Annotated in this window: 14 protein-coding genes and 1 pseudogene; 11 read left to right on the forward strand and 4 right to left on the reverse strand. The window is 67.2% G+C overall.

Annotation, left to right across the window (positions count from 1 at the left end; all coding sequences use genetic code 11):
- The first annotated feature begins 25 nt into the window (after positions 1-25).
- Positions 26-556 (forward strand): type VII secretion system-associated protein, encoded by a 531-nt coding sequence (locus tag ACIA5H_RS34960; protein ID WP_379253414.1) that lies wholly within the window; start codon positions 26-28, stop codon positions 554-556.
- A 45-nt stretch (positions 557-601) separates the two neighbouring features.
- Here the strand turns inward: ACIA5H_RS34960 and ACIA5H_RS34965 are convergent, their stop codons facing one another.
- From ACIA5H_RS34965 to eccD, 4 genes are read right to left on the reverse strand one after another with little or no spacing between them, the layout of a single operon-like run.
- Complete coding sequence (locus tag ACIA5H_RS34965; RefSeq protein ID WP_397080302.1) at positions 602-895, reverse strand: hypothetical protein; 294 nt, start codon at positions 893-895, stop codon at positions 602-604.
- Positions 896-920: 25 nt separating this feature from the next.
- Positions 921-4955, reverse strand: coding sequence for a type VII secretion protein EccCa (gene eccCa, locus ACIA5H_RS34970; RefSeq protein WP_397080305.1), 4035 nt, complete (start codon positions 4953-4955; stop codon positions 921-923).
- Between the two features lie 11 nt (positions 4956-4966).
- Positions 4967-6379 (reverse strand): type VII secretion-associated serine protease mycosin, encoded by a 1413-nt coding sequence (mycP, locus tag ACIA5H_RS34975; protein ID WP_379253417.1) that lies wholly within the window; start codon positions 6377-6379, stop codon positions 4967-4969.
- A complete protein-coding gene (gene eccD, locus ACIA5H_RS34980; protein ID WP_397080308.1) occupies positions 6357-7814 on the reverse strand; it encodes a type VII secretion integral membrane protein EccD in 1458 nt (485 codons plus the stop codon). The genes mycP and eccD overlap by 23 nt, the downstream gene beginning before the upstream one ends.
- Positions 7815-8040: 226 nt before the next feature.
- On the opposite strand from eccD, the gene eccA reads away from it, so the two are divergent.
- The 10 genes and pseudogenes from eccA to ACIA5H_RS35030 all read left to right on the forward strand — a co-directional run bounded on the left by eccA (position 8041) and on the right by ACIA5H_RS35030 (position 18240).
- A complete protein-coding gene (gene eccA / locus ACIA5H_RS34985) occupies positions 8041-9861 on the forward strand; it encodes a type VII secretion AAA-ATPase EccA (RefSeq protein WP_356967624.1) in 1821 nt (606 codons plus the stop codon).
- 487 nt (positions 9862-10348) lie between these two features.
- A complete protein-coding gene (locus ACIA5H_RS34990; protein WP_364433901.1) occupies positions 10349-11164 on the forward strand; it encodes an SDR family oxidoreductase in 816 nt (271 codons plus the stop codon).
- A gap of 91 nt (positions 11165-11255) precedes the next feature.
- The gene (locus ACIA5H_RS34995; protein ID WP_397080312.1) at positions 11256-12482 is read left to right on the forward strand and encodes an acyl-CoA dehydrogenase family protein; all 1227 of its coding nucleotides are present in this window, start codon (positions 11256-11258) and stop codon (positions 12480-12482) included.
- An 11-nt stretch (positions 12483-12493) separates the two neighbouring features.
- The gene (locus ACIA5H_RS35000) at positions 12494-12631 is read left to right on the forward strand and encodes a hypothetical protein (protein ID WP_379253667.1); all 138 of its coding nucleotides are present in this window, start codon (positions 12494-12496) and stop codon (positions 12629-12631) included.
- Positions 12591-13667 (forward strand): phosphotransferase family protein, encoded by a 1077-nt coding sequence (locus ACIA5H_RS35005; RefSeq protein ID WP_397080314.1) that lies wholly within the window; start codon positions 12591-12593, stop codon positions 13665-13667. The genes ACIA5H_RS35000 and ACIA5H_RS35005 overlap by 41 nt, the downstream gene beginning before the upstream one ends.
- 81 nt (positions 13668-13748) lie before the next feature.
- A pseudogene (locus tag ACIA5H_RS35010) lies at positions 13749-14160 on the forward strand (alcohol dehydrogenase catalytic domain-containing protein); the annotation flags it as partial.
- Between the two features lie 96 nt (positions 14161-14256).
- On the forward strand, positions 14257-14946 hold the full coding sequence (locus tag ACIA5H_RS35015; RefSeq protein WP_397080321.1) for a TetR/AcrR family transcriptional regulator: 690 nt from the start codon (positions 14257-14259) through the stop codon (positions 14944-14946).
- Between the two features lie 606 nt (positions 14947-15552).
- Positions 15553-16437, forward strand: a complete 885-nt coding sequence (locus ACIA5H_RS35020) for a hypothetical protein (RefSeq protein ID WP_397080316.1) — start codon at positions 15553-15555, stop codon at positions 16435-16437.
- Positions 16438-16472: 35 nt separating this feature from the next.
- Positions 16473-17396, forward strand: coding sequence for an alpha/beta hydrolase (locus ACIA5H_RS35025; protein ID WP_364433993.1), 924 nt, complete (start codon positions 16473-16475; stop codon positions 17394-17396).
- Positions 17397-17529: 133 nt separating this feature from the next.
- Entirely contained in the window at positions 17530-18240 is a 711-nt protein-coding gene (locus ACIA5H_RS35030) for a hypothetical protein (RefSeq protein ID WP_397080319.1), read from the forward strand.
- The last annotated feature ends 463 nt before the right edge of the window (positions 18241-18703 follow it).

Here is an 18703-nt window from a genome sequence, read left to right on the forward strand (position 1 = left end):
AAGACTGATCGAGAAGGGCTCATCAATGACCGAGCAGAGCAACGACAACGACGCGGAATGGCTGTTCCTGATCGATCCGGGCTGGCAGCCCGCCGACGAGGACGATCGCCCGCCCGCACACGCGGTGCTGGGTGGCTGGTTCGTCGATACCGACGGCACAGCAGGCGAATTCCAGCCCAATCCGGATTATCGCCCCGCCGACGAGGGGTCGTTCATCGATCCGATCGACGCGACATTGCGGCTGGTCCTGGAGAAGCGGGCCGAACCGGGCCAGCTGCTGGCGACCCTGCGCGGTGCGGTGGTCGGTGTCGCGGTCGACGAGAACGGCAATCCGGTCGTCGCGGCGTCCCCGGATCAGATCCCCTGCGTGCTGGTGACCTCGGCGCCCGAGCACCGCAGGCACGCGCAGGTCGAAGGCTGGACCGAGGTCTCGATGGCCGAACTCGCCGCGGCGCTGCCGGAGGAGGGCATCGATGTCCTGATCAATCCCGGCGCTCCCGCATCGATGCGGCTGCTCGCCGGCGCGGTCAAGGCGGCGGTCGCGGTCGCGACCTGAGCGTGTGGTCGCTGAGCGGGCGTGCGCCGGCTCAGCGACCGTCGTTCAGAACCGGGATTCCTCGAAAGCGTCGGATCGGCGGCGCATTTCGGCGATTTGCTCGGGCGTCAGGAGCCGGTCGGGTACCGGTTCGTCGCGATGCGTGAAGCCCGGCCGGGCGAGCAGTGCGGCCAGGGCGAGTACCTGGAGATCAGCCGGCGCCACCGTGTAGCGACCCGCGGCATCGACCATGCGCGCGTCGACGACGATGCACACGCTGCCGACCGCGACGACCGGAGCTCGATCGCCGCGCTCGGCCACGATCCTCGGCAGGTGCGTGGGGACGCTCGGCTCGTTCATCACAGGCCTTTCCGATCGGACCGGATCACAGGGCGGGCAGCTGACAGATCTGGACGAGCTCGCGCCCACGCGTGCGTGACACCAGCATGCCCCGGCCCGGCGGATACTGCGCCGGGCGCACGTCACCGAGCAGCACACCCTCGTCCTTGGGGGTGCTCATCAGAATGCCGTCGACCGACATGTCCTTGAGCGGGCCCAGGACATTGTCGTAGAGCGCACGCGACGCGCCACCGGCTCGCCGCGCGATCACCACATGCAGGCCGATATCGCGGGCCTGCGGGAGCAGATCGATCAGCGGCAGCAGCGGATTGTTCGACGCCACCATGTCGTAGTCGTCGACGATCACATAGACCTCCGGGCCGGTCCACCAGCTGCGTTCCCGAAGCTGCGTGGGGGTGATGTCGGCGCCCGGCATCCGCTGGGACACAAATCCCGCGACCTCTTTGAGGGTCGGGACCGAGGTTTGCGCCGAAGTCGAATATCCGGCCAGGTGCGGGCCATCGATGGCGCCGAGCATGGTGCGGCGGTAGTCGACCATAATGACCCGGGCATCGTTCGGGCTGCAATTCTCCACGATTCCCTGCGCGATATTGCGCAGCAGTGTGGTCTTGCCGCACCCGACGTCGGCGAAGACCAGCAGGTGCGGTTGCTCCTGGAAGTCGAGCACCATCGGCGCCAGTTCCGATTCGCTCAGTCCGATCAGGACCCGCTTGTTGTCCAGGCGCAGGCCCTGCGCTCGTGCGGTTTCCAGCACCTGTGCCCGGTCCAGTTCCAGCGGGAGTTGGCGCACGGGGGGTGCGTGGCGGTCACCATAGACCCGCGCCACGGCTTCCTTGGCCGCGGCGACGCCCTCGGCGAGGGTCCTCGGGTCGACGTCGGTGTCGAGGCGGGGCAGCGCGATCAACATGTGCAGTTTGTCGGGAGTCATGCCGCGGCCCGGGCGATTGATCGGAACGCCCACTGCCGCACGGCGATCCATCTCCGAGTCCGACGGGTCGCCGAGGCGCAGTTCGATCCTGGTGCCGATCTGGTCCTTCACCACCGGCCGGATCTCGGCCCACCGGTTGGCGCCGAGCACGAGGTGGATGCCGTAGGACAGACCGCGCGCGGCCAAACCGAGCACCTGGCCTTCGACGATGTCGAAATCCTCCCGGAACGCCGCCCAGCCGTCGATGACGAGGAAGACATCGCCGAACAGGTCGGCCGAGAGCGGGTTCGCCGCGCGTTCGTCCTCGGTCAGCTGGGCGAGCTGTGCCTTCAGTTTCCGGAAGTCGCGCATGTTCTCGATGCCGAGGTCGAGAAAGCGGCGTTCACGCTGCCGCAACAGCATGCTGAGCTCGGCCACTGTCCGCCGGACGCGGTCGCCTTCGAGGCGACCTGCCGCCGACCCGACGTGCGGGAGACCGGTGAGCGCGGACAAGGTGCCGCCACCGAAATCGAGGCAGTAGAACTGCACCTGCTCGGGGGTGTGGGTCGCCGCCGCGGCCGTGATGATGGTGCGCAGGGTGGTCGACTTGCCCGACTGCGGCCCACCGACCACCGCGATATTGCCCTGGGCGCCGGCCAGATCGATCGTGAGGACATCGCGCCGCTGTTCGTAGGGCTTGTCGACGATGCCGATCGGCAACCACAGATTGCCGTTGCGGTTGCTCTCCGAACGCCAATCCTGTTCGGGCAGCAGCATATCCACGGTGGGCGAGATGTCGAGCGGCGGCAGCCAGACTTCGTGCGCGGGTCTGCCGTGCCCGGTCAACCGCTCGACCACCACCTGCAGCAGTGACTGCTCGTGCGTGGGGGCGGGGGCTTCGGTCGCGGTCTCGCCGAGCAGTTCGCTCAGGTCCGGCAGTTCCACCGGGACCGGCTGCGCCGCGCGGACCGCGACGGCCGCGGCGGTGAAGAGGTCGACCGCGCCCGCTGTGCCGGTCGCCTCGGCGACGGCACGGTCACCGGCGGGCGGCACATAGGTGCCCGACACGTAGGTCGCGTTGAACCGCAGCGGGTCCGAGGAGTCGCTCTTGAGATATCCGGCGCCGGGTTGACCGGGCAGGTGATAGGCGTCGGTGATGCCGAGCACCTGGCGGGACTCGCCGGCGGAGAAGGTGCGCAGGCCGATTCGGTAGGACAGGTGCGAGTCCAGACCACGCAGCCGGTTCTCCTCGAGGCGCTGCGATGCCAGCAGGAGATGCACCCGCAGCGATCGCCCGAGCCGGCCGATCATTACGAACAGTTCCGCGAAATCCGGTTTCTGCGACAGCAATTCGGAGAACTCGTCGACGATGATGAACAGGGCGGGCAGCGGATCGAGCTGGGCTCCGTTGGTGCGCGCCTTCTCGTATTCGGTGACGTTGGCGAAGTTCCCGGTCGCTCGGAGCAGTTCCTGACGGCGGGTCAATTCACCGGCGAGAGCGTCACGCATGCGGTCGACCATCGAGAGTTCTTCCTCGAGATTGGTGATCACCGCGGAAACATGGGGGAGAGGGTCGAGGCCGAGGAAGGTCGCACCGCCCTTGAAGTCGACCAGGACGAGGTTGAGCAGATCCGGCGAATGGGTGGTCACCATCGACAACACCAGCGTGCGCAGGAATTCCGACTTGCCCGAACCTGTGGCACCGATACACAGTCCGTGCGGGCCCATGCCGCTCTCCGCGGATTCCTTGATGTCGATCTCGACGGGCGTGCCGTCGGGAGTGACGCCGATCGGAACACGGAGGCGTTCGCGCGCGGATCGAGGCCGCCACACGGACTCGGCGTCGATCGTCGCGGCGTCGGGAATCGACAGCAGCGACATCAGACCGGGATCGCCGGAGACGTCGTCGCCGAGATTGACGATCTGGGCGGTGGTGGCGATCCGGAACCGAGCCATGGCGCGCGCGAAGGTGGCGGCCACCTCGGGGCTCAGCCGATCGGGACCCGCGAAATTCTCCACCGACCCGCCGGTGCGCGCGCCGATCACGTCCTCGTCGACGACCAATTGCAGGCCGCGCCGGACCGCGAGCCCGGCTGGTGGCGCGGTCAGGTCCAAGACGGTGACCGAGTCGAGGCCCGCGTCGCTGATCGTGCGCTCGGAACCGCTGACATAGCCGTCGTCGATGACGACGACCACGTGGAGCCGGCCCGCGGTCGGCGGTGCGTTGCGCAGGAACCGGCCGCGCTCGAGCAGGTCCTCGCTCAACGCGGTCTCCAGCTCCGATAGCGACTCGTAAAGCATGCGCGCCGCACCGATCCCGTCGCGGTCTCGCGGATGTTGCAGGTGTGGAAGCCATTTCGTCCAACGCCAGGCGTCCGCATCGGGGTCGGCGGTGACGATGGCGAAGATCATGAAGTCCGGACCGTGAAAAGTCGCCAGCTCCATCAGCATCGACCGGAGCAGCGCGCGCCCGTGCTCCCGCGGGCCTTCGATGTTGACCGCGGGGAACGCGCGCAGCGAGATGGCGGTCGGCAGGCCGTGCACGACCGAGTGAGTGCGCACGAACCGGCGCAGCGCCACCGTCGCCACCGGTTCCAGGTCTTCCAGCGGGCCGGTCTCGGGCCTGGCCAGCTTGGTGGCGATGCGATGGCTGCCGACGCCGATCCGGACATGCCCGAAATCGGAATCGCCGGGCCGGCGTTCCCACATCCGCCGTGTGCCGATCAGGGCGTGTAGGTCGACCGGGTGGGGGTGGCTCCAGATCAACGCCGCCCGCTGCGCAGCGCCGGTGCCGCGGACGTCACGGCGCAATTGATCGAGGTAGCGGAAATAGTCCTTGCGTTCCTCATTGAGCTCGGCGGCCTTCTTGCCACCGCCACCGGTGCGACCGGCGAACATGCCGACCATCGACATCAGCATCATCATCGGAAACATCATGGCCATGGGGTTGGTCAGCATCGACCGGCCGCTCATGGTGAACATCAGCGCCATCATGCCGACCATGGCGACCACCATGACCAGCGGAAGCAGGCGCTGCCACAGCGGGCCGGGCACCGGCGCGGTGATCTCCGGCGGTGCGTTGAGCACCACGTCGCCGCCGGGCGGCCGCGGCGGGGCGATCCGGGCCAGCCGAATGAAACCTTGTGTACTCATGGCTGTTCCGTTCAGTCGTCGCCGGGCAGAACGAGCGGCATGCGCTGCTTGCGGCGGAAGGGGATCGACAGCGTCGAGAAGATGGCGAGCAGGGTCAGGCAGATCGCGGCGCCCGTCACGCCGATGCGCCGCGGCCACGGGTTCACCGGTGCGATCGGGGCCGGGCCCGCGATCTGTTCGCCGGCCGCCGGATCATGGAGCGGCGGATTCGGCAGTACGGCGGTGAGCGCGGCTACCGGATCGACCATGCCCGCGCCGATCCGGGCGTCGTGGCCGTCGCCGGGGGCATGCGCCGTGCCGATGATGCGATCCATCACCTCTTTGGCGGACAGCTGCGGAAAGCGTGCGCGCACAAGGGCCGCCAGGCCTGCGACGTAGGCGCTGGAAAAGCTGGTTCCCGCCACCGGCGATACCTGACCGTCGGCTTGTGGGGTGCCGTTGACCAGGCCGGTGCCACCAGGTTTGCTGTCGAGTGAAATCAGGTTGCTGCCGGGGGCGGCCACCGAGACCCACGGCCCGTACAGCGTGAACGGCGACGGCGAGCCGTCCGGCTCGACCGAGGCCACCGAAAGGACATAGGGCGAGAACCACGCGGGCGTCGCGATCGTTCTGACCGAATCCCAGCCGGCGCCGTTCTGCTGCTTGCACGCGCCCTGCGATTGCAGGTTTCCCGCCGCCGCTACCACGAGGACATCGCGGTCGTAAGCGTATTTCAATGCGGCGCCGAGCATCCCGTCCACCGGGCCGGCACCGGCGGGCCGGCAGGACACTTCGGAGATGTTGACGACCGTTGCGTGCAGATCCACCGCGCGGACCACGGCATGCGCCAGGGTGGCGACGGTGCCGTACCCACCGGCCGACATGCCATCGGGCCGGTCATTGCCGTAGCTGTTCTTGGCTTGATAGGCCAGGCTGGTCTGCCGGATCGCGAGCACCGTGGCTCCCGGCGCGACACCGGCGAAACCATCGCCACCGTCCGGGGACGGGTGTGCGGCGATGATCCCGGCGACCAGGGTGCCGTGCCCGTCGCAGTCGGTCGTGCCGTCGGAATCGGAGACGTAGTCCCCGCCCGCGTCGACCGTCAACCGCGGATGGCGAGTGACTCCGGTGTCGATCACCGCGACAACCTGTCCCGCGCCGCGACCGAATTCCCAGGCGGCGGCGAGCCCGAGCGCCTTTTGGGCGGCGGGCACCCCAGCCGGAGGTGGTCCCGTCCAGTTGGGTTCCGAGCACAGCAGTCGCTGTTGCGAGGGTTCCGGCGGGGCCACCGGGGCGCCGGTGATCAGCAGGCCCGGATCGACCCCGGGCGGAGCGACGGCCCTGGCTGGACCGGTGGGCAGCAACGCCGCCGTGATCGTAAGTGCCGCGACGGCGAGCGCGGCCGGTGCCGATCGTGCGTGGTCACGCATTGCGGGCCAGGGCATAGACGTCGATGATCCAGAACACCAGTGGCCCGATCAGGCAGATCATGAGGTACTCCAGCAGCTCGCCGGCCCGCTGCACGACCGGCGAGATCTCGAGCTTCGGCCCGGCCACCCCGATCAGCAGCGCGAGTGCCGCGACGACGAGCAGCGCGCCCGCAGCGGGCAACGCGGCATCGGTGAGTTGGGTGCCGAGCAGCACCATCGGCGGGATCAGCGCCGAGCAGCCGCCGAGCACCAGCAGCGCGGCCTGGGTGAGGTCGGAGAAGGCACGCCCGCGCCGGGCCAGCACGATGCCGACCGCCACCGCCAGCAACGCGGTCTGCCAGAGGTGGTCCCGGGCCGTCGCGACCACCATGATCGTCGCGATCACCGTCACCGTCACGATCCCGGCGATCATCCCGGACTGATAGTCGTTGGCCCGGCGGGCCCGTTCGCCCAGCCCGGCCGCCGAGGGAATCGAGGTCGCGCCGATCGCGCCGATGCCCTCGATGGTCGGTCGGGGCTCATGGTCGCGCGGATCGATCACTCCGCCCGCGGTCGGCACCGGCGGCACCGGCAGCCGCGCTGCCGCGACCGCGATCCGCGGCGTCAGCGTGATGCCGAGCAGTGCGAAAAAGATGACTCCGGCCGCGGTTTTGGACGGTGCCACCTGCCATACCGTGGTCGTACCCGCGGCGCCGAGGCCGAACGCCGCGATCGTGATGACGGCGGTGAACATGGTTGGGCGCACCGCGATCACCCGCATCGCGATCGTCGCGAGCAGTATCGTGACGGCGCAACTCAGCAGCAGGTGCGGTGCGCCCGGCAGACCGGGCACGAGCGCCGCGGCCCCGGCGCCCATCAGCAGCAACCCGCACAGCGCCAGGACCGTGGCGGCCAGTGTCGCGGCATACCACCGGGCGACGAGCCCGGCTCCGACCAGGACTAGGAGCCCGAACCCGCTGCCCGCCGCCCCGGCCCATCCGCCGGCCCCGTGTCCCGCCGCGTACAGCAACAGGAGGCAGGCGCTCGCGACCGCGGCGATCGCGCCGCCGAGCCCGGCCAGGCCCGCGGACTCGGCGGTCCAGCCGCGAAACGAGTTGTCGGTCAGCCGGGCCACGGCGTCGATTACGTCATCGAAGAGCGCGGGGGAGTCGACCGAATCCACTGCGGCCAGCACCAGCAGGTCGCCGTCGAAGACCTCGGCCTCGGTGAGCGTCCGGACCGGGTCGATCGCGGTGTGGCCCAGCCGGGACAGCGTCCAGTGCCGGGCGACCAGCGGCCCGTCCTCCTCGTGTTCGGACAGGTCCGGATTGCGAGAGGCGATGAGCGTCACCACATCTGGAATGAAATTGGCGATCGGGATCGTGGCGGGCAGCGCGACATCGACCTGAGTATTCCCGCCGATCACCGAGACTCTGCACAGCTGCGGCTCGATCGCCGTTGACTCGATCACGTGATGACTCCCGAATTCCCTGGTTACGACGATCAGGAAGGTAGCAATCACGGTGCCGCGCGGCGGTGGCCCGACGCGGAGTTCGCTTTGTCGTAACCCGCGGTGTGGCAACGACATGCGGTTATCGCGTCGAGCGCGCGCGGCGGGGTGAACTGTCCGTGAATGGCCGGTGCTCGCCGTCCGGGTTCGCTGGGCTGGACAGCCGAGTCCGCGCTAATTTCCGGGCATGTCAGCGATTCGGCAAGCGCAACAGGTCTTCGATGCGGGCGTCCTCTCGCTCGGTCTGATGGTCGACGGCCAGCAAGCCGCGAAGAATCTCGAGTACGCCAAAGTCGCCTTCCGCCGGGCGACCGAGCTCGATCCCGACATGTGCGACGCCTGGCTCGGGCGCGTCGCGGCCGGGGACGCCACCCAGGAAGTGCTACGCCAGTTACACCGCACCTCGACTACTTCGCATCTGCGTGAGCAGCGCCGTCTCGGTCTCCCGCCGCGGCAACTGGCCGGTCGGTTCCAGATCGGCCAGTACATCGACTATCCGATCGCCAGCCTCACCGAGATCTGGCTCGCCCAGGCGATGCATCTCGTCGAGGACCGGGATTTCGATGCGGCCGAACGCGTTCTCGACGAACTCGACGAGCGTCGCAGGCAGCTGACCGAGGATCCCGACCGTGCCGTCGACGACAAGGTCTGCGCCTATGCGCGCGGCGTGCTCTATTTCACCGGTCAACTGTGGCAAGAGGTGATGGGCGTGCTGGCCGGGTCGGCCGACTGGCAGGACCAATACATGGCGGCCGGCGCGCACGTCATGGTCGGCACCGCCTGCGCCCACCTCGGCCTCTTCGGCGAGGCGACCCGCAGGCTCGAACTGGCCGAGCGCGGCCCGATTCCGGCGGCCCGGACCGCGGCCATGTACTGCCGTGGGCTGGCGTTGCGCGAACAAGGTCACGAGGACGAGGCGCGGGCGTTGTTCGAGACCGTCTACACGCAGGTCCCCGGGTTCGCCGCCAACGCCACCGCGATGCGCGATCCCAAGTTCCGGATCATGGTGACCACCAAGGAACAGATCGAATCACGCACCGACCGTTGGGATCCGGCGTCCGCGCCGTCGCTGGCGGAGGCGGCCGAGGAGGAACAGCATCACAGGGCCGAGCTGATCCTGGCCGCCGCCCGCGCGGAACTGGCGGCGCAGATCGGCCTGGGTGCCGTCAAGGTGCAGGTCGCCAAGCTGCAGTCCTCGGCGATGATGGCCAAGATCAGGGCCGAGAAGGGCCTCAACAGCATGCCCCGCGGCCAGCATCTCGCCTTCACCGGCCCGCCTGGCACCGGCAAGACCACCATCGCCAGGGTGGTGGCCAAGATCTACTGCGGGCTCGGGTTGCTGAAGACCGACAAGGTCGTGGAGGCCAAACGATCCGACTTCGTCGGCCAGCACCTGGGTTCGACCGCGATCAAATCCAACCAGCTGATCGATTCGGCCATGGACGGCGTGCTGTTCGTCGACGAGGCCTACACCCTGATCCAGGCGGGCCTTTCCGGTGGTGACGCCTTCGGGCGCGAGGCCGTCGACACCCTGCTGGCGCGGATGGAGAACGATCGCGACCGCCTGGTCGTCATCATCGCAGGCTACGACGGCGAGATCGACCGCTTCCTGGCCAGCAACGACGGCCTGTCCTCCCGCTTCGCCAAGCGCGTGAAGTTCGACTCCTACTCGCCCGGCGAACTCTGCGAGATAGCCCAATTCATCGCCGCCAGACGCGATTCTGCCGTATCCGACGATGCGGTCGAACTGTTGCGCGAGTCGTGCGCGACGCTCTACGCCACCGAAGGCACCGACCAGAGCGGCCTGCCCCGCCGCGGCGTCGACCTCGCCGGCAACGGTCGATTCATCCGAAATGTCATCGAAAGTGCAGAGGAAGAGCGCGAATACCGCCTAGCCATGGACGACAGCCTCGACCACCGCGCGCTCGACGAAGAAACCTTGATGCGCATCGAGGCCGACGATATGCGCAAGGCACTGGAAGTGGTGCTCTCAACCCTGATGCCCTGAGTGCAAACACAACTGGAAGTAGCAGCATCTCGCCGAGCTTGTTGCTGCCCAGACGGCGAAGTTCGCCAACTTGTACGACGTCAGCCACGAGCGCGAGGACGTCGCGCGACTTGTGTCGGAACGGTCGAGGCGGATGCCGGGAACCTTCCACCAGCTACCGCGAGACAGGTATGAAACAGCATGAAGTCACCTCTTTCGTGACCCGTCTGCTGATTCCTTCGACATCTATCGAAGCGCACCTTGGTTGCTTCGCGCCACCCTGCGCGTTCGCAGGGAGCGGGGGTGGGTGGCGTGACCAAGAGGTGTGGTCATGTCCGGCTCGCGATGAGGCGGCACTGGAGCCGATTCTCGGCGCGTGGCAGTGCTTGAAACTGACGTCGACTTCAACTATACAGATGTCAGGGGCCGCATCGGGTCCAGCTGGTAGTAGGAGCCGTCCGTTCGGATGTGGCGGCGCGCCCCCATCGACACGAAAGCAGGTTCGGTAGTGCAGGTTGCAGGCAAGGTCGCCATTGTCACCGGTGGCGGCGGAGGCATCGGCGGCGCTATCGCGCGGGCTCTCGTCGGTGCGGGTACCCGCGTAGTCGTCGCAGACCTGCACGCATCTACCGCTCAGGCCGTCGCCGACCGGATCAACGCCGACCATCCCGGTACCGCGGTGTCCGCCGGCGCGGACGTATCGGACACCGAGGCGATTCGCCAACTCATCGCGTTGGCTGACAAGCACTTCGGTCCCGTCGACATGTACTTCGCCAACGCCGGAATCGTCGGTGCGCCTGGGCTCGAGGCCGACGAAGCCGCCTGGAGCCTGGCGATCGACGTGAACCTGCGCGCCCACATCCGGGCCGCGCAGTTGCTGGTCCCGGCATGGGTGGAGCGGGGTGCGGGCTACTTCGTCAGCACCGCCTCCGCGGCGGGGCTGCTCACCCAGATCGGGTCGGCCACCTACGCGGTCACCAAGCACGCCGCGGTCGGTTTCGCCGAGTGGCTCAGCGTCACCTACGGAGACCAAGGGGTGCGGGTCAGCTGCCTGTGCCCACAGGGCGTCAATACGAAGCTGCTGTTCGGTGGGGAGTCCGGGGAAGTCCTCGGCGCCGCGGCAACCCGCGCCGTCACCAGCGCCGGTGAGGTGCTCGAACCGGCCCAGGTCGCGGCCGACGTGATCGCCGCGATCGACGAAGAGCGTTTCCTGATCCTGCCGCACCCGCAGGTGCTGGACATGTACCGGCACAAGGCCGCCGACTACGACCGATGGCTGCGCGGCATGCGGCGCTACCAGACGAAGGTGCTGGCGCAGGACTGAGGTCCTCCCGCGGCATCGACCTCGTCGAGGCTGACGTCGGCCACAACGAGCGCCGCACCCCCGATTCCCTCCGGACCCGTCAGGAGTTCTCATGTCCCTGTTCGACATCTCCGAACGCGCCCAGCAGTTGCAGAACGAACTGCTGGATTTCATGGATGCACACGTATACCCGGCCGAGACCGTGTACGAGGAGCAGATGCGCGCGGCCGGCGATCCACATTTCCATCCGCCGATACTCGAGGAACTCAAGGCCGAGGCGAGAAGGCGGGGCCTGTGGAACCTCTTCCATCCACATCCTGCCACCGGTGCCGGACTGACCAACCTCGAGTACGCGCCGCTGGCGGAGATCATGGGCCGCAGCCACATCGCGCCCGAGGCGTGCAACTGCAACGCCCCCGACACCGGCAACATGGAGGTCCTCGAGCTCTTCGGCACCGAGAAGCACAAAGAGAAGTATCTGAAACCCCTGCTCGACGGCACTATGGCGTCCGCGTTCGCGATGACGGAGCCGGGTGTGGCCAGCTCCGATGCCACCAATGTCGAACTGTCTATGGTCAAGGACGGTGACGAATACGTCCTCAACGGCCGGAAGTGGTTCGCCTCCAACGCCCTCCACAAGAACTGCAAGGTCATGATCGTCATGGGCAAGACCGATCCGGCCGCCCCGACGCACCGGCAGCAGTCGATGATGGTGGTACCGATCGACGCACCCGGTGTGACCGTGATGCGCAATCTGCCGGTCTTCGGTTACGCCGACCGAGAAGGTCACGCCGAGATCGACTTCAAGGACGTACGGGTTCCGGTCGAGGACCTCCTCAAAGGCGAGGGAGAGGGCTTCGCGATCAGCCAGGCCCGGCTGGGCCCCGGTCGCATCCACCACTGCATGCGTGCCATCGGCGCGGCCGAGCGCGCGCTGGAACTGATGTGCAAGCGCGCCCAGTCGCGCGTCACGTTCGGCAAGCCGATCGCCGACAACGCCAACATCCAGGACTGGATCGCCGAAGCGCGCATCGACATCGAGATGATCCGGCTACTCACCCTCAAGGCCGCATATCTGATGGACACCGTCGGTAACAAGGAAGCACAGACCGAGATCGCCGCGATCAAGGTCGCCGCCCCGGCCATCGCGCTGAAGATCGTGGACCGGGCCATCCAAGTGCACGGTGGCGCGGGCATCACCGACGACTTCCCGCTCGCCATGTCGTACGCACACCTGCGGACCCTGCGCCTGGCCGACGGCCCGGACGAAGTGCACAAGCGCGCTATCGCCCGCCGCGAACTGCGCCAGTACCGCGACCTGCGACCGGACGGTATCTGAGCATGACTCCCATGCCGTCGCGTGCCAGAGCGTCTTTTCTGGATCTGAGCGGCAGAACCGCGATCGTCACCGGCGCTTCGCGCGGCATCGGCGGCCAGCGGCTCGGCGATGTGGCGCCTTACCGGAACGGAGCGACGCTCGGTGCCTGAGACCTCGGCGCGAGATGAGATCGGCATCGATCCGACGGCGGTCACCCGCTGGTTCGGCGACCTCGGGATCGAGTTCGCCGGCTGGCTGGGCTTCCACCGGATCGGTCTCGGTCAGTCCAATCTCACTTACCTCGTGCGGGACGACGACGGTCGGCGCTGGGTGCTGCGCCGGCCCCCATTGGGGCACCTGTTGGCCTCGGCACACGACGTCGCGCGGGAGGCGCGGATCATGTCCGCGCTCGCGGGCACTTGCGTCCCTGCACCGCGGATCCTCGGTGTCGCGGAGAATTCCGCGATCTCCGACGTGCCGTTGGTGCTGATGAACTTCATCGACGGCCAGGTCGTCGACACGATGGAGATCGCGGAGTCACTTCCTCAGCGACGGCGTCGCGAGATCGCGGAGTCCCTGCCGCGCGCCCTCGCGCAAATCCACGCCGTCGACCTGGAGCAGACCGGACTGTCCGATTTGGCGAGCCACAAGCCGTACGCGCGACGCCAACTCGCGCGGTGGTCCGGCCAGTGGGAGAAGTCCAAGACCCGGGAATTGCCCGAACTCGACGATCTGACCCGCAGGCTGATGGCCGCGGTGCCCCAGCAGACCGAACTCGCGCTCGTGCACGGCGACTTCCACCTGCGCAACGTGATCGTCGCCCACACGAGCGGCGAGGTCGTCGGCGTGCTGGACTGGGAACTGTCCACGCTCGGAGATCCGTTGGCCGACATGGGTTCCATGCTCGCCTACTGGCCCGAGCCGGGGGAGGACACGGGGGGAGACTTCCCGGTCTCCACACTCGCGGGATTCCCGAACCGGGACGAACTCGCCCGGATGTACCTCGACGAGACCGGCCGGGACCCGCAGGCGCTGAAGTTCTGGCACGCGCTCGGTCTGTGGAAGGTGGCGATCATCGCCGAAGGTGTCATGCGCCGGGCGATGGACACTCCCGCGAACAAGGCCGCAGCCGGCACCCCGACCGTCGAGCGCATCGATGCTCTGGTCCACAAGGCCATCGCCATCGCCGACGCCGCGGGGATCTGAATCCCCGACCATCGGCACTTGTCAGGAGAAACTTCTATGAAGGCATGACGCGTCAACGAACTCGGCGAGCCGCGGGACGTCCTGAAGCTCGAGGACGTCGCCCAGCCGACCGCCGGTGACGGACAGGCAGGGTGAAGGTGATGGCTGTTCCGGCCAACTTCCCGGACGTGCTGCTCGGTCGCGGCCAGTACCAGGTCAAGCCGCCACTGCCGTTCACTCCGGGTGTCGAGCTCTGCGGCGAGGTCGTCGCGGTCGGAGCCGGTGTCGGACGCGCCGTGGTCGGTGATCGGGTCGTCGGCACCACCGCACTGCCGAGCGGCGCATTCGCGGAGTACGCGCTGATAAACCGAGCGCAGACTTCGTGCAAGCAGTCAAGGAGTTCACCGGCGGCCACGGCGCGGATGTCGTTTCCGACCCGGTCGGCGGCGACGCCTACAGCGGGTCGACCAAGTGCATCGCCTTCGAAGGCCGGATCGTCGCGATCGGCTTCGCCCTGAACCGTGGCTCCGCCGCAATGGTCGACGTCGCCTGCGGTTCGCCGCGGCATGATCTGGCGAGCTCCGATGGTTGCGTTGCTATAACTGTTCCCATGTCACGATCGACCGCCGGGGAAGAACCCGAGGGCCCGCCGCCGTCCATGGCGAACTCCGCGCTGCTGCGCGAGCTTCCGGCTACCGGTCGGGGATTGCGGACGCGCTCGGCCTTGATCGCAGCTGCCCGTACGGTGTTCGAGCGTTCGGGCTACCTCGACACCCGGCTGGTCGACATCACCACAGAGGCCAAATGCTCGTCCGGCACCTTCTATACGTACTTCTCCAGCAAGGAGGAGATCTTCGCGGCTGTCCTCGAGTTGGCGCAGGAAGACATGATGCATCCAGGAATGCCGCATCTGGACCCCGACGCCGACCCGGCTGGGATCATCGAGGCGAGCAACCGGGCGTACTTCGAGGCGTACAAGCGCAATGCCAAGCTGATGGCGTTGCTCGAACAGGTAGCCAGCATCGACCCGGAGTTCCGCAAACTGCGTCAGCGGCGCGCGGAGGCGTTCGTTCGGCGAAACGCCCGCAGCATCGAGTCCCTGCAGGCGCGGGGACTCGCGGACACGGAGGTCGATCCGCTGTTGGCCTCGCGCGCACTGTCCGGGATGATCAGTCGGCTCGCGTTCGACTACTTCGTGACCGGTGAAGACGCATCGGAGGATCTGAGGGTCGACCTGGACGAACTGACGCGCATCGGAACCCGGTTATGGGTCAACGCGCTGCGCATCTCCCCGCTGTGAGCCAGGCCCGTCCGAGCCGCACAAAGCACCTTTCAGGCGACCTCCGCGCTGACTGGTGCTCATCATTTCCCGCTTTTTCCGGTCATTTCCTGTGTGATTTCGTGTGTCGTGTGACCGGTCGCAGGCCGGTGTGCCAGACGGTGGTACTCGAACTTTCGGTGAAGGGCGAACCGTCGTCTTCGACAATATAGCTCCCGGTCCACCGGCCGGGGTCGCCCCCGACAAGGTCGTCGAAGCCACCGGGAGCCCTGCGGGTCGAGCGACAGCCGACACCGGCGCCTCCGGGAGTTCCGCCGTTCCGGCAGGACCGCAGATGACGTTGATTTCGGATCAAGACTTGACGTAGGTCACAACTTGATGTTGAGTTCAGCTTCAATGTTCGGCCCGCCGGAGGGAGGGTCGAAGCCTAGATCCGAAACACGACGATCGAGGGAACTGCATGGCCCCACTCCTGACTGTGAACGATCTGTCTCGCAGGCTTCTGGTCGCGGGCAGGCCGCTTCGCGAGGTCGGTGTCGCACCCGCCGCAAGCGAGGGCGCCGGCCCGGTCGGCGAGCTGCGATGAGTTCCGTGACCTTTCTGCCAGTCGAATTCGAAAGAATGACGATGTCCACTGTTTCGCCGGAGACCGCCCGGCTCACCTTCCGTGCTCTCGAACTGATTCACGGGATGATCTACTTCAGCCCGCACGGGCAGGAGTGCTATGCCGAAATCGGCTTGCAGGGGCGGGCCCCGACATATTTCGCGCCCCGCTCGGCAGCGATGGGCCCGGTACCCGCGGAAGTCGCCGTCGCGACATTCTTCAACTTCAATCCGGTGGCGGTGCGCTCCGCGCTGCCCGCGGCCTGGCACACCGCCACGCCCGGGCACGTCCTGGAGGCGCGGTACGAGGCCGTCGACCGCTCGCTGCGCCAAGCATGGGGCGACGACGTCGACGGTCCAACGGTTCGGGAGGCGGCCGATCTCGCACGCCGTGCCGCCGAACGCGCCTGCGATCGGCCTCAGGGACGTCCGCTGTTCGCCGGACACGCGCAGCTGCCGTGGCCGGACGCTCCGCACCTGGTGCTGTGGCACGCGCAGACTCTGCTGCGCGAATTCCGAGGCGACGGACACGTCGCGCTGCTGTTCACCGAAGGCCTCGATGGGATGGAGGCGCTGATCACGCATGCCGCGACGGGGGCCATCAGCGCGGAAGTCCTCCGCGTCAGCCGGTACTGGAGCGAAGAGGAGTGGGCCGCAGGCATCGAGCGGTTGCGTGCTCGCGGGTGGCTTCTGGATGGGCCCGGACTCGCCCTCAGCGAGGAAGGGCGGCGGCGCCGGCAATCCATCGAGGACCGGACTGACCAACTCGCCGTGTACGCGTACGAAGCAATCGGACCGGAGGGGTGTTCGCGACTGGGCGAGTTGGGCATGCCGCTGACGAAGGCGGTTGCGCAGGCCGATCTGGGTTTCCCGGCCGAGCTGATCGCCCGGTACCGGGACGGCCGGTGACCGGGGCGCCGAGGCTCGAGCAGGAGGAGGTGCGGATGACGGTCGATGTTGCGGCGTGGCAGGCGCTCGGATCTCGGCGGATCGCCACGAACGGGATCGAACTGCGGGTCGTCGATCATGGCGAGGGACCGGTGGTTGTCCTCTGCCACGGATTTCCCGAACTCGCATTCTCGTGGCGTCATCAGGTTTTCGCCCTCGCCGAGGCCGGGTATCGCGTGATCGCCCCGGATATGCGCGGCTACGGAGGTAGCTCGCGGCCGTCCGAGATCGAGGACTACGACGTATTGACGATCTGTGCCGACCTGGTAGGACTGTTGAACGCCCTCGGCGTGGAGGATGCCGTGTTCATCGGACACGACTGGGGTGCCGCCGTGGTCTGGCAGATGGCACTGGCCTATCCCGGCCGGGTGCGGGCGGTGGCTGGACTGAGCGTTCCACCGGCGCCGCGCGCGCCGGTTCCACCGCTGGGGATTCTGCGTTCCCGGCTGGGAGATTCGTTCTACATGTGCTGGTTCCAGGAGCCGGGAGTCGCGGATGCCATGCTCGCGCAGGACGTTCGATGGACACTCCTCAATAACGACACACCCTCGCCGCAGGCTCTGGCACGGCGGCCGAGCGGAGAACTACCGCGTCCCCCGTGGTTGTCGGAGGACGAGCTGCGGGTATTCGTTGAGGCGTTCGAGCACACGGGCTTCAGCGGAGGACTGAACTACTACCGGAACATGGACCGGAATTGGGAGCTCACGGCCCCGCTCGACGGTCACGTCATCACGCAGCCCTCGCTTTTCCTGACCGGTTCCAAAGACGCGGTTCGCATGTTCATGCCGGCCGAAACGATGACATCGGTCCTCGCGGATCTGCGCGAAAACATTGTGATCGCAGGCGCCGGCCATTGGATTCAGCAGGAGCGACCAGCGGAAGTCAACGAGGCGCTGGTGAAATTCCTCGATTCCATCTGATGTGGATGGAGTCGGGCGCGATGCGCGGGAGCGGTCGAAGACGGTTTCGTCGGCGGAACCGAATCGAATCGCACCCGTGCGTGTTCGCAGTCTCTCGAACGTCTGGTTCGAGGCACAAAGAAGAAGGAAAAAGATGAGGAAAACGATTGCAGCAGCGTCGCTGCTCGTCTCGACGCTCGGCATAACCGCCGGAACGGTATCGGCGGCACCGGCCGATACCGCGGCGGTCGGTTACAAGGTATCGGTCGGAGAGCGGTCATCGGTGATCGATCTCGCGGCCGGCTCGATTGCCGTCGAAGAGGGGGTGCTGAAGATCAAGGCCCCCGGCGGTGCTGTGGTGGCGGGTTCGGAATTGTCTTTCCGGGTCGATGATTTCGTCTTCCCGATCGCCGCCGATATCCGCGACCGCACTGCTACCTTGACGCCGCAGTTCGACCTCGAGCACGCCGCCTATAGGCCGGTGGCGCTGCCCTACGAAGACCAGGCTCCCTGGAAGACCCAGTACGACCGGGAACAAGCCGCTTGGGCGCGACTGTCCTCCACGATCCTCATGGGCGCGACGATCGGTACCGCCGTCGGCGGCATCGGCGGCGCGGCTGTCGGTTGCGTGCTGGGCGGGATCGCCGGGGCGACCGTCGCTTCCGCGGCGATTATCGGCTTGTTCGGAGGCTTCATTCCGGCAGCCGCCATCGGATGTGTGGGCGGAATCATGGCCCTCGGCGCGCTGGGGACGTTGGCAGGCCAGATTCTCGTCACCGCTCCGGTCGCGATCATGGCGGCAGTCCAGTACTTCACGACGATCAACCAGCCGATGCCGGCCCCGGCCCCGGCCCCGGCGAAGTGACGCCAACCCTGCCCAGCCGGTTTCCCCGGCTGGGCAGGGTCTGGGCCGCTCCGGTAGCGGTCATCGAGGCGAGCAACCGTGCCTACTTCGAGGCGTGCCCTCGAAGAGGAAACCTCGCTGGACGACCTCGTTCGAACGGCTACCCGCCTGTGGGCCAACGTGTTGAAAATCGACGGGGCCGCGAGCTGAGTGAACTGGCCGGGGACCGCGTTGTCACCGGAAATACCGGCGCAGTCCCGGTGCGACCGTTAGCGGCTGTTCTGGTCGCATCACACGGTTTCCTTGCCGATGCGGTTGTCGCAGATTTCCCTTTTGACAGTTATTGAACTTGACGCCGAGTTCAATTACGGTGCGAGGGGGATTACCAGCTAGAGCGTGTCTCGAAGTAATGCCGCAGGTGTGAGACTGGTTGGCGGGGGCGGGTTTTGAATGTGGCGAGGTCTCCGGTAGTTGGTTGATCGAC

The sequence above is a fragment of the Nocardia sp. NPDC051900 genome (assembly GCF_044452545.1).
Lineage (GTDB): Bacteria > Actinomycetota > Actinomycetes > Mycobacteriales > Mycobacteriaceae > Nocardia > Nocardia sichangensis.

Coding starts and splice junctions, on each gene's coding strand:
- ACIA5H_RS34960 (WP_379253414.1), top strand. CDS start 26: ATGACCGAGCAGAGCAACGACAACGACGCGGAATGGCTGTTCCTGATC.
- ACIA5H_RS34965 (WP_397080302.1), bottom strand. CDS start 895: ATGAACGAGCCGAGCGTCCCCACGCACCTGCCGAGGATCGTGGCCGAG.
- eccCa (WP_397080305.1), bottom strand. CDS start 4,955: ATGAGTACACAAGGTTTCATTCGGCTGGCCCGGATCGCCCCGCCGCGG.
- mycP (WP_379253417.1), bottom strand. CDS start 6,379: ATGCCCTGGCCCGCAATGCGTGACCACGCACGATCGGCACCGGCCGCG.
- eccA (WP_356967624.1), top strand. CDS start 8,041: ATGTCAGCGATTCGGCAAGCGCAACAGGTCTTCGATGCGGGCGTCCTC.
- ACIA5H_RS34995 (WP_397080312.1), top strand. CDS start 11,256: ATGTCCCTGTTCGACATCTCCGAACGCGCCCAGCAGTTGCAGAACGAA.
- ACIA5H_RS35000 (WP_379253667.1), top strand. CDS start 12,494: ATGCCGTCGCGTGCCAGAGCGTCTTTTCTGGATCTGAGCGGCAGAACC.
- ACIA5H_RS35005 (WP_397080314.1), top strand. CDS start 12,591: ATGTGGCGCCTTACCGGAACGGAGCGACGCTCGGTGCCTGAGACCTCG.
- ACIA5H_RS35015 (WP_397080321.1), top strand. CDS start 14,257: ATGTCACGATCGACCGCCGGGGAAGAACCCGAGGGCCCGCCGCCGTCC.
- ACIA5H_RS35020 (WP_397080316.1), top strand. CDS start 15,553: ATGTCCACTGTTTCGCCGGAGACCGCCCGGCTCACCTTCCGTGCTCTC.
- ACIA5H_RS35025 (WP_364433993.1), top strand. CDS start 16,473: ATGACGGTCGATGTTGCGGCGTGGCAGGCGCTCGGATCTCGGCGGATC.
- ACIA5H_RS35030 (WP_397080319.1), top strand. CDS start 17,530: ATGAGGAAAACGATTGCAGCAGCGTCGCTGCTCGTCTCGACGCTCGGC.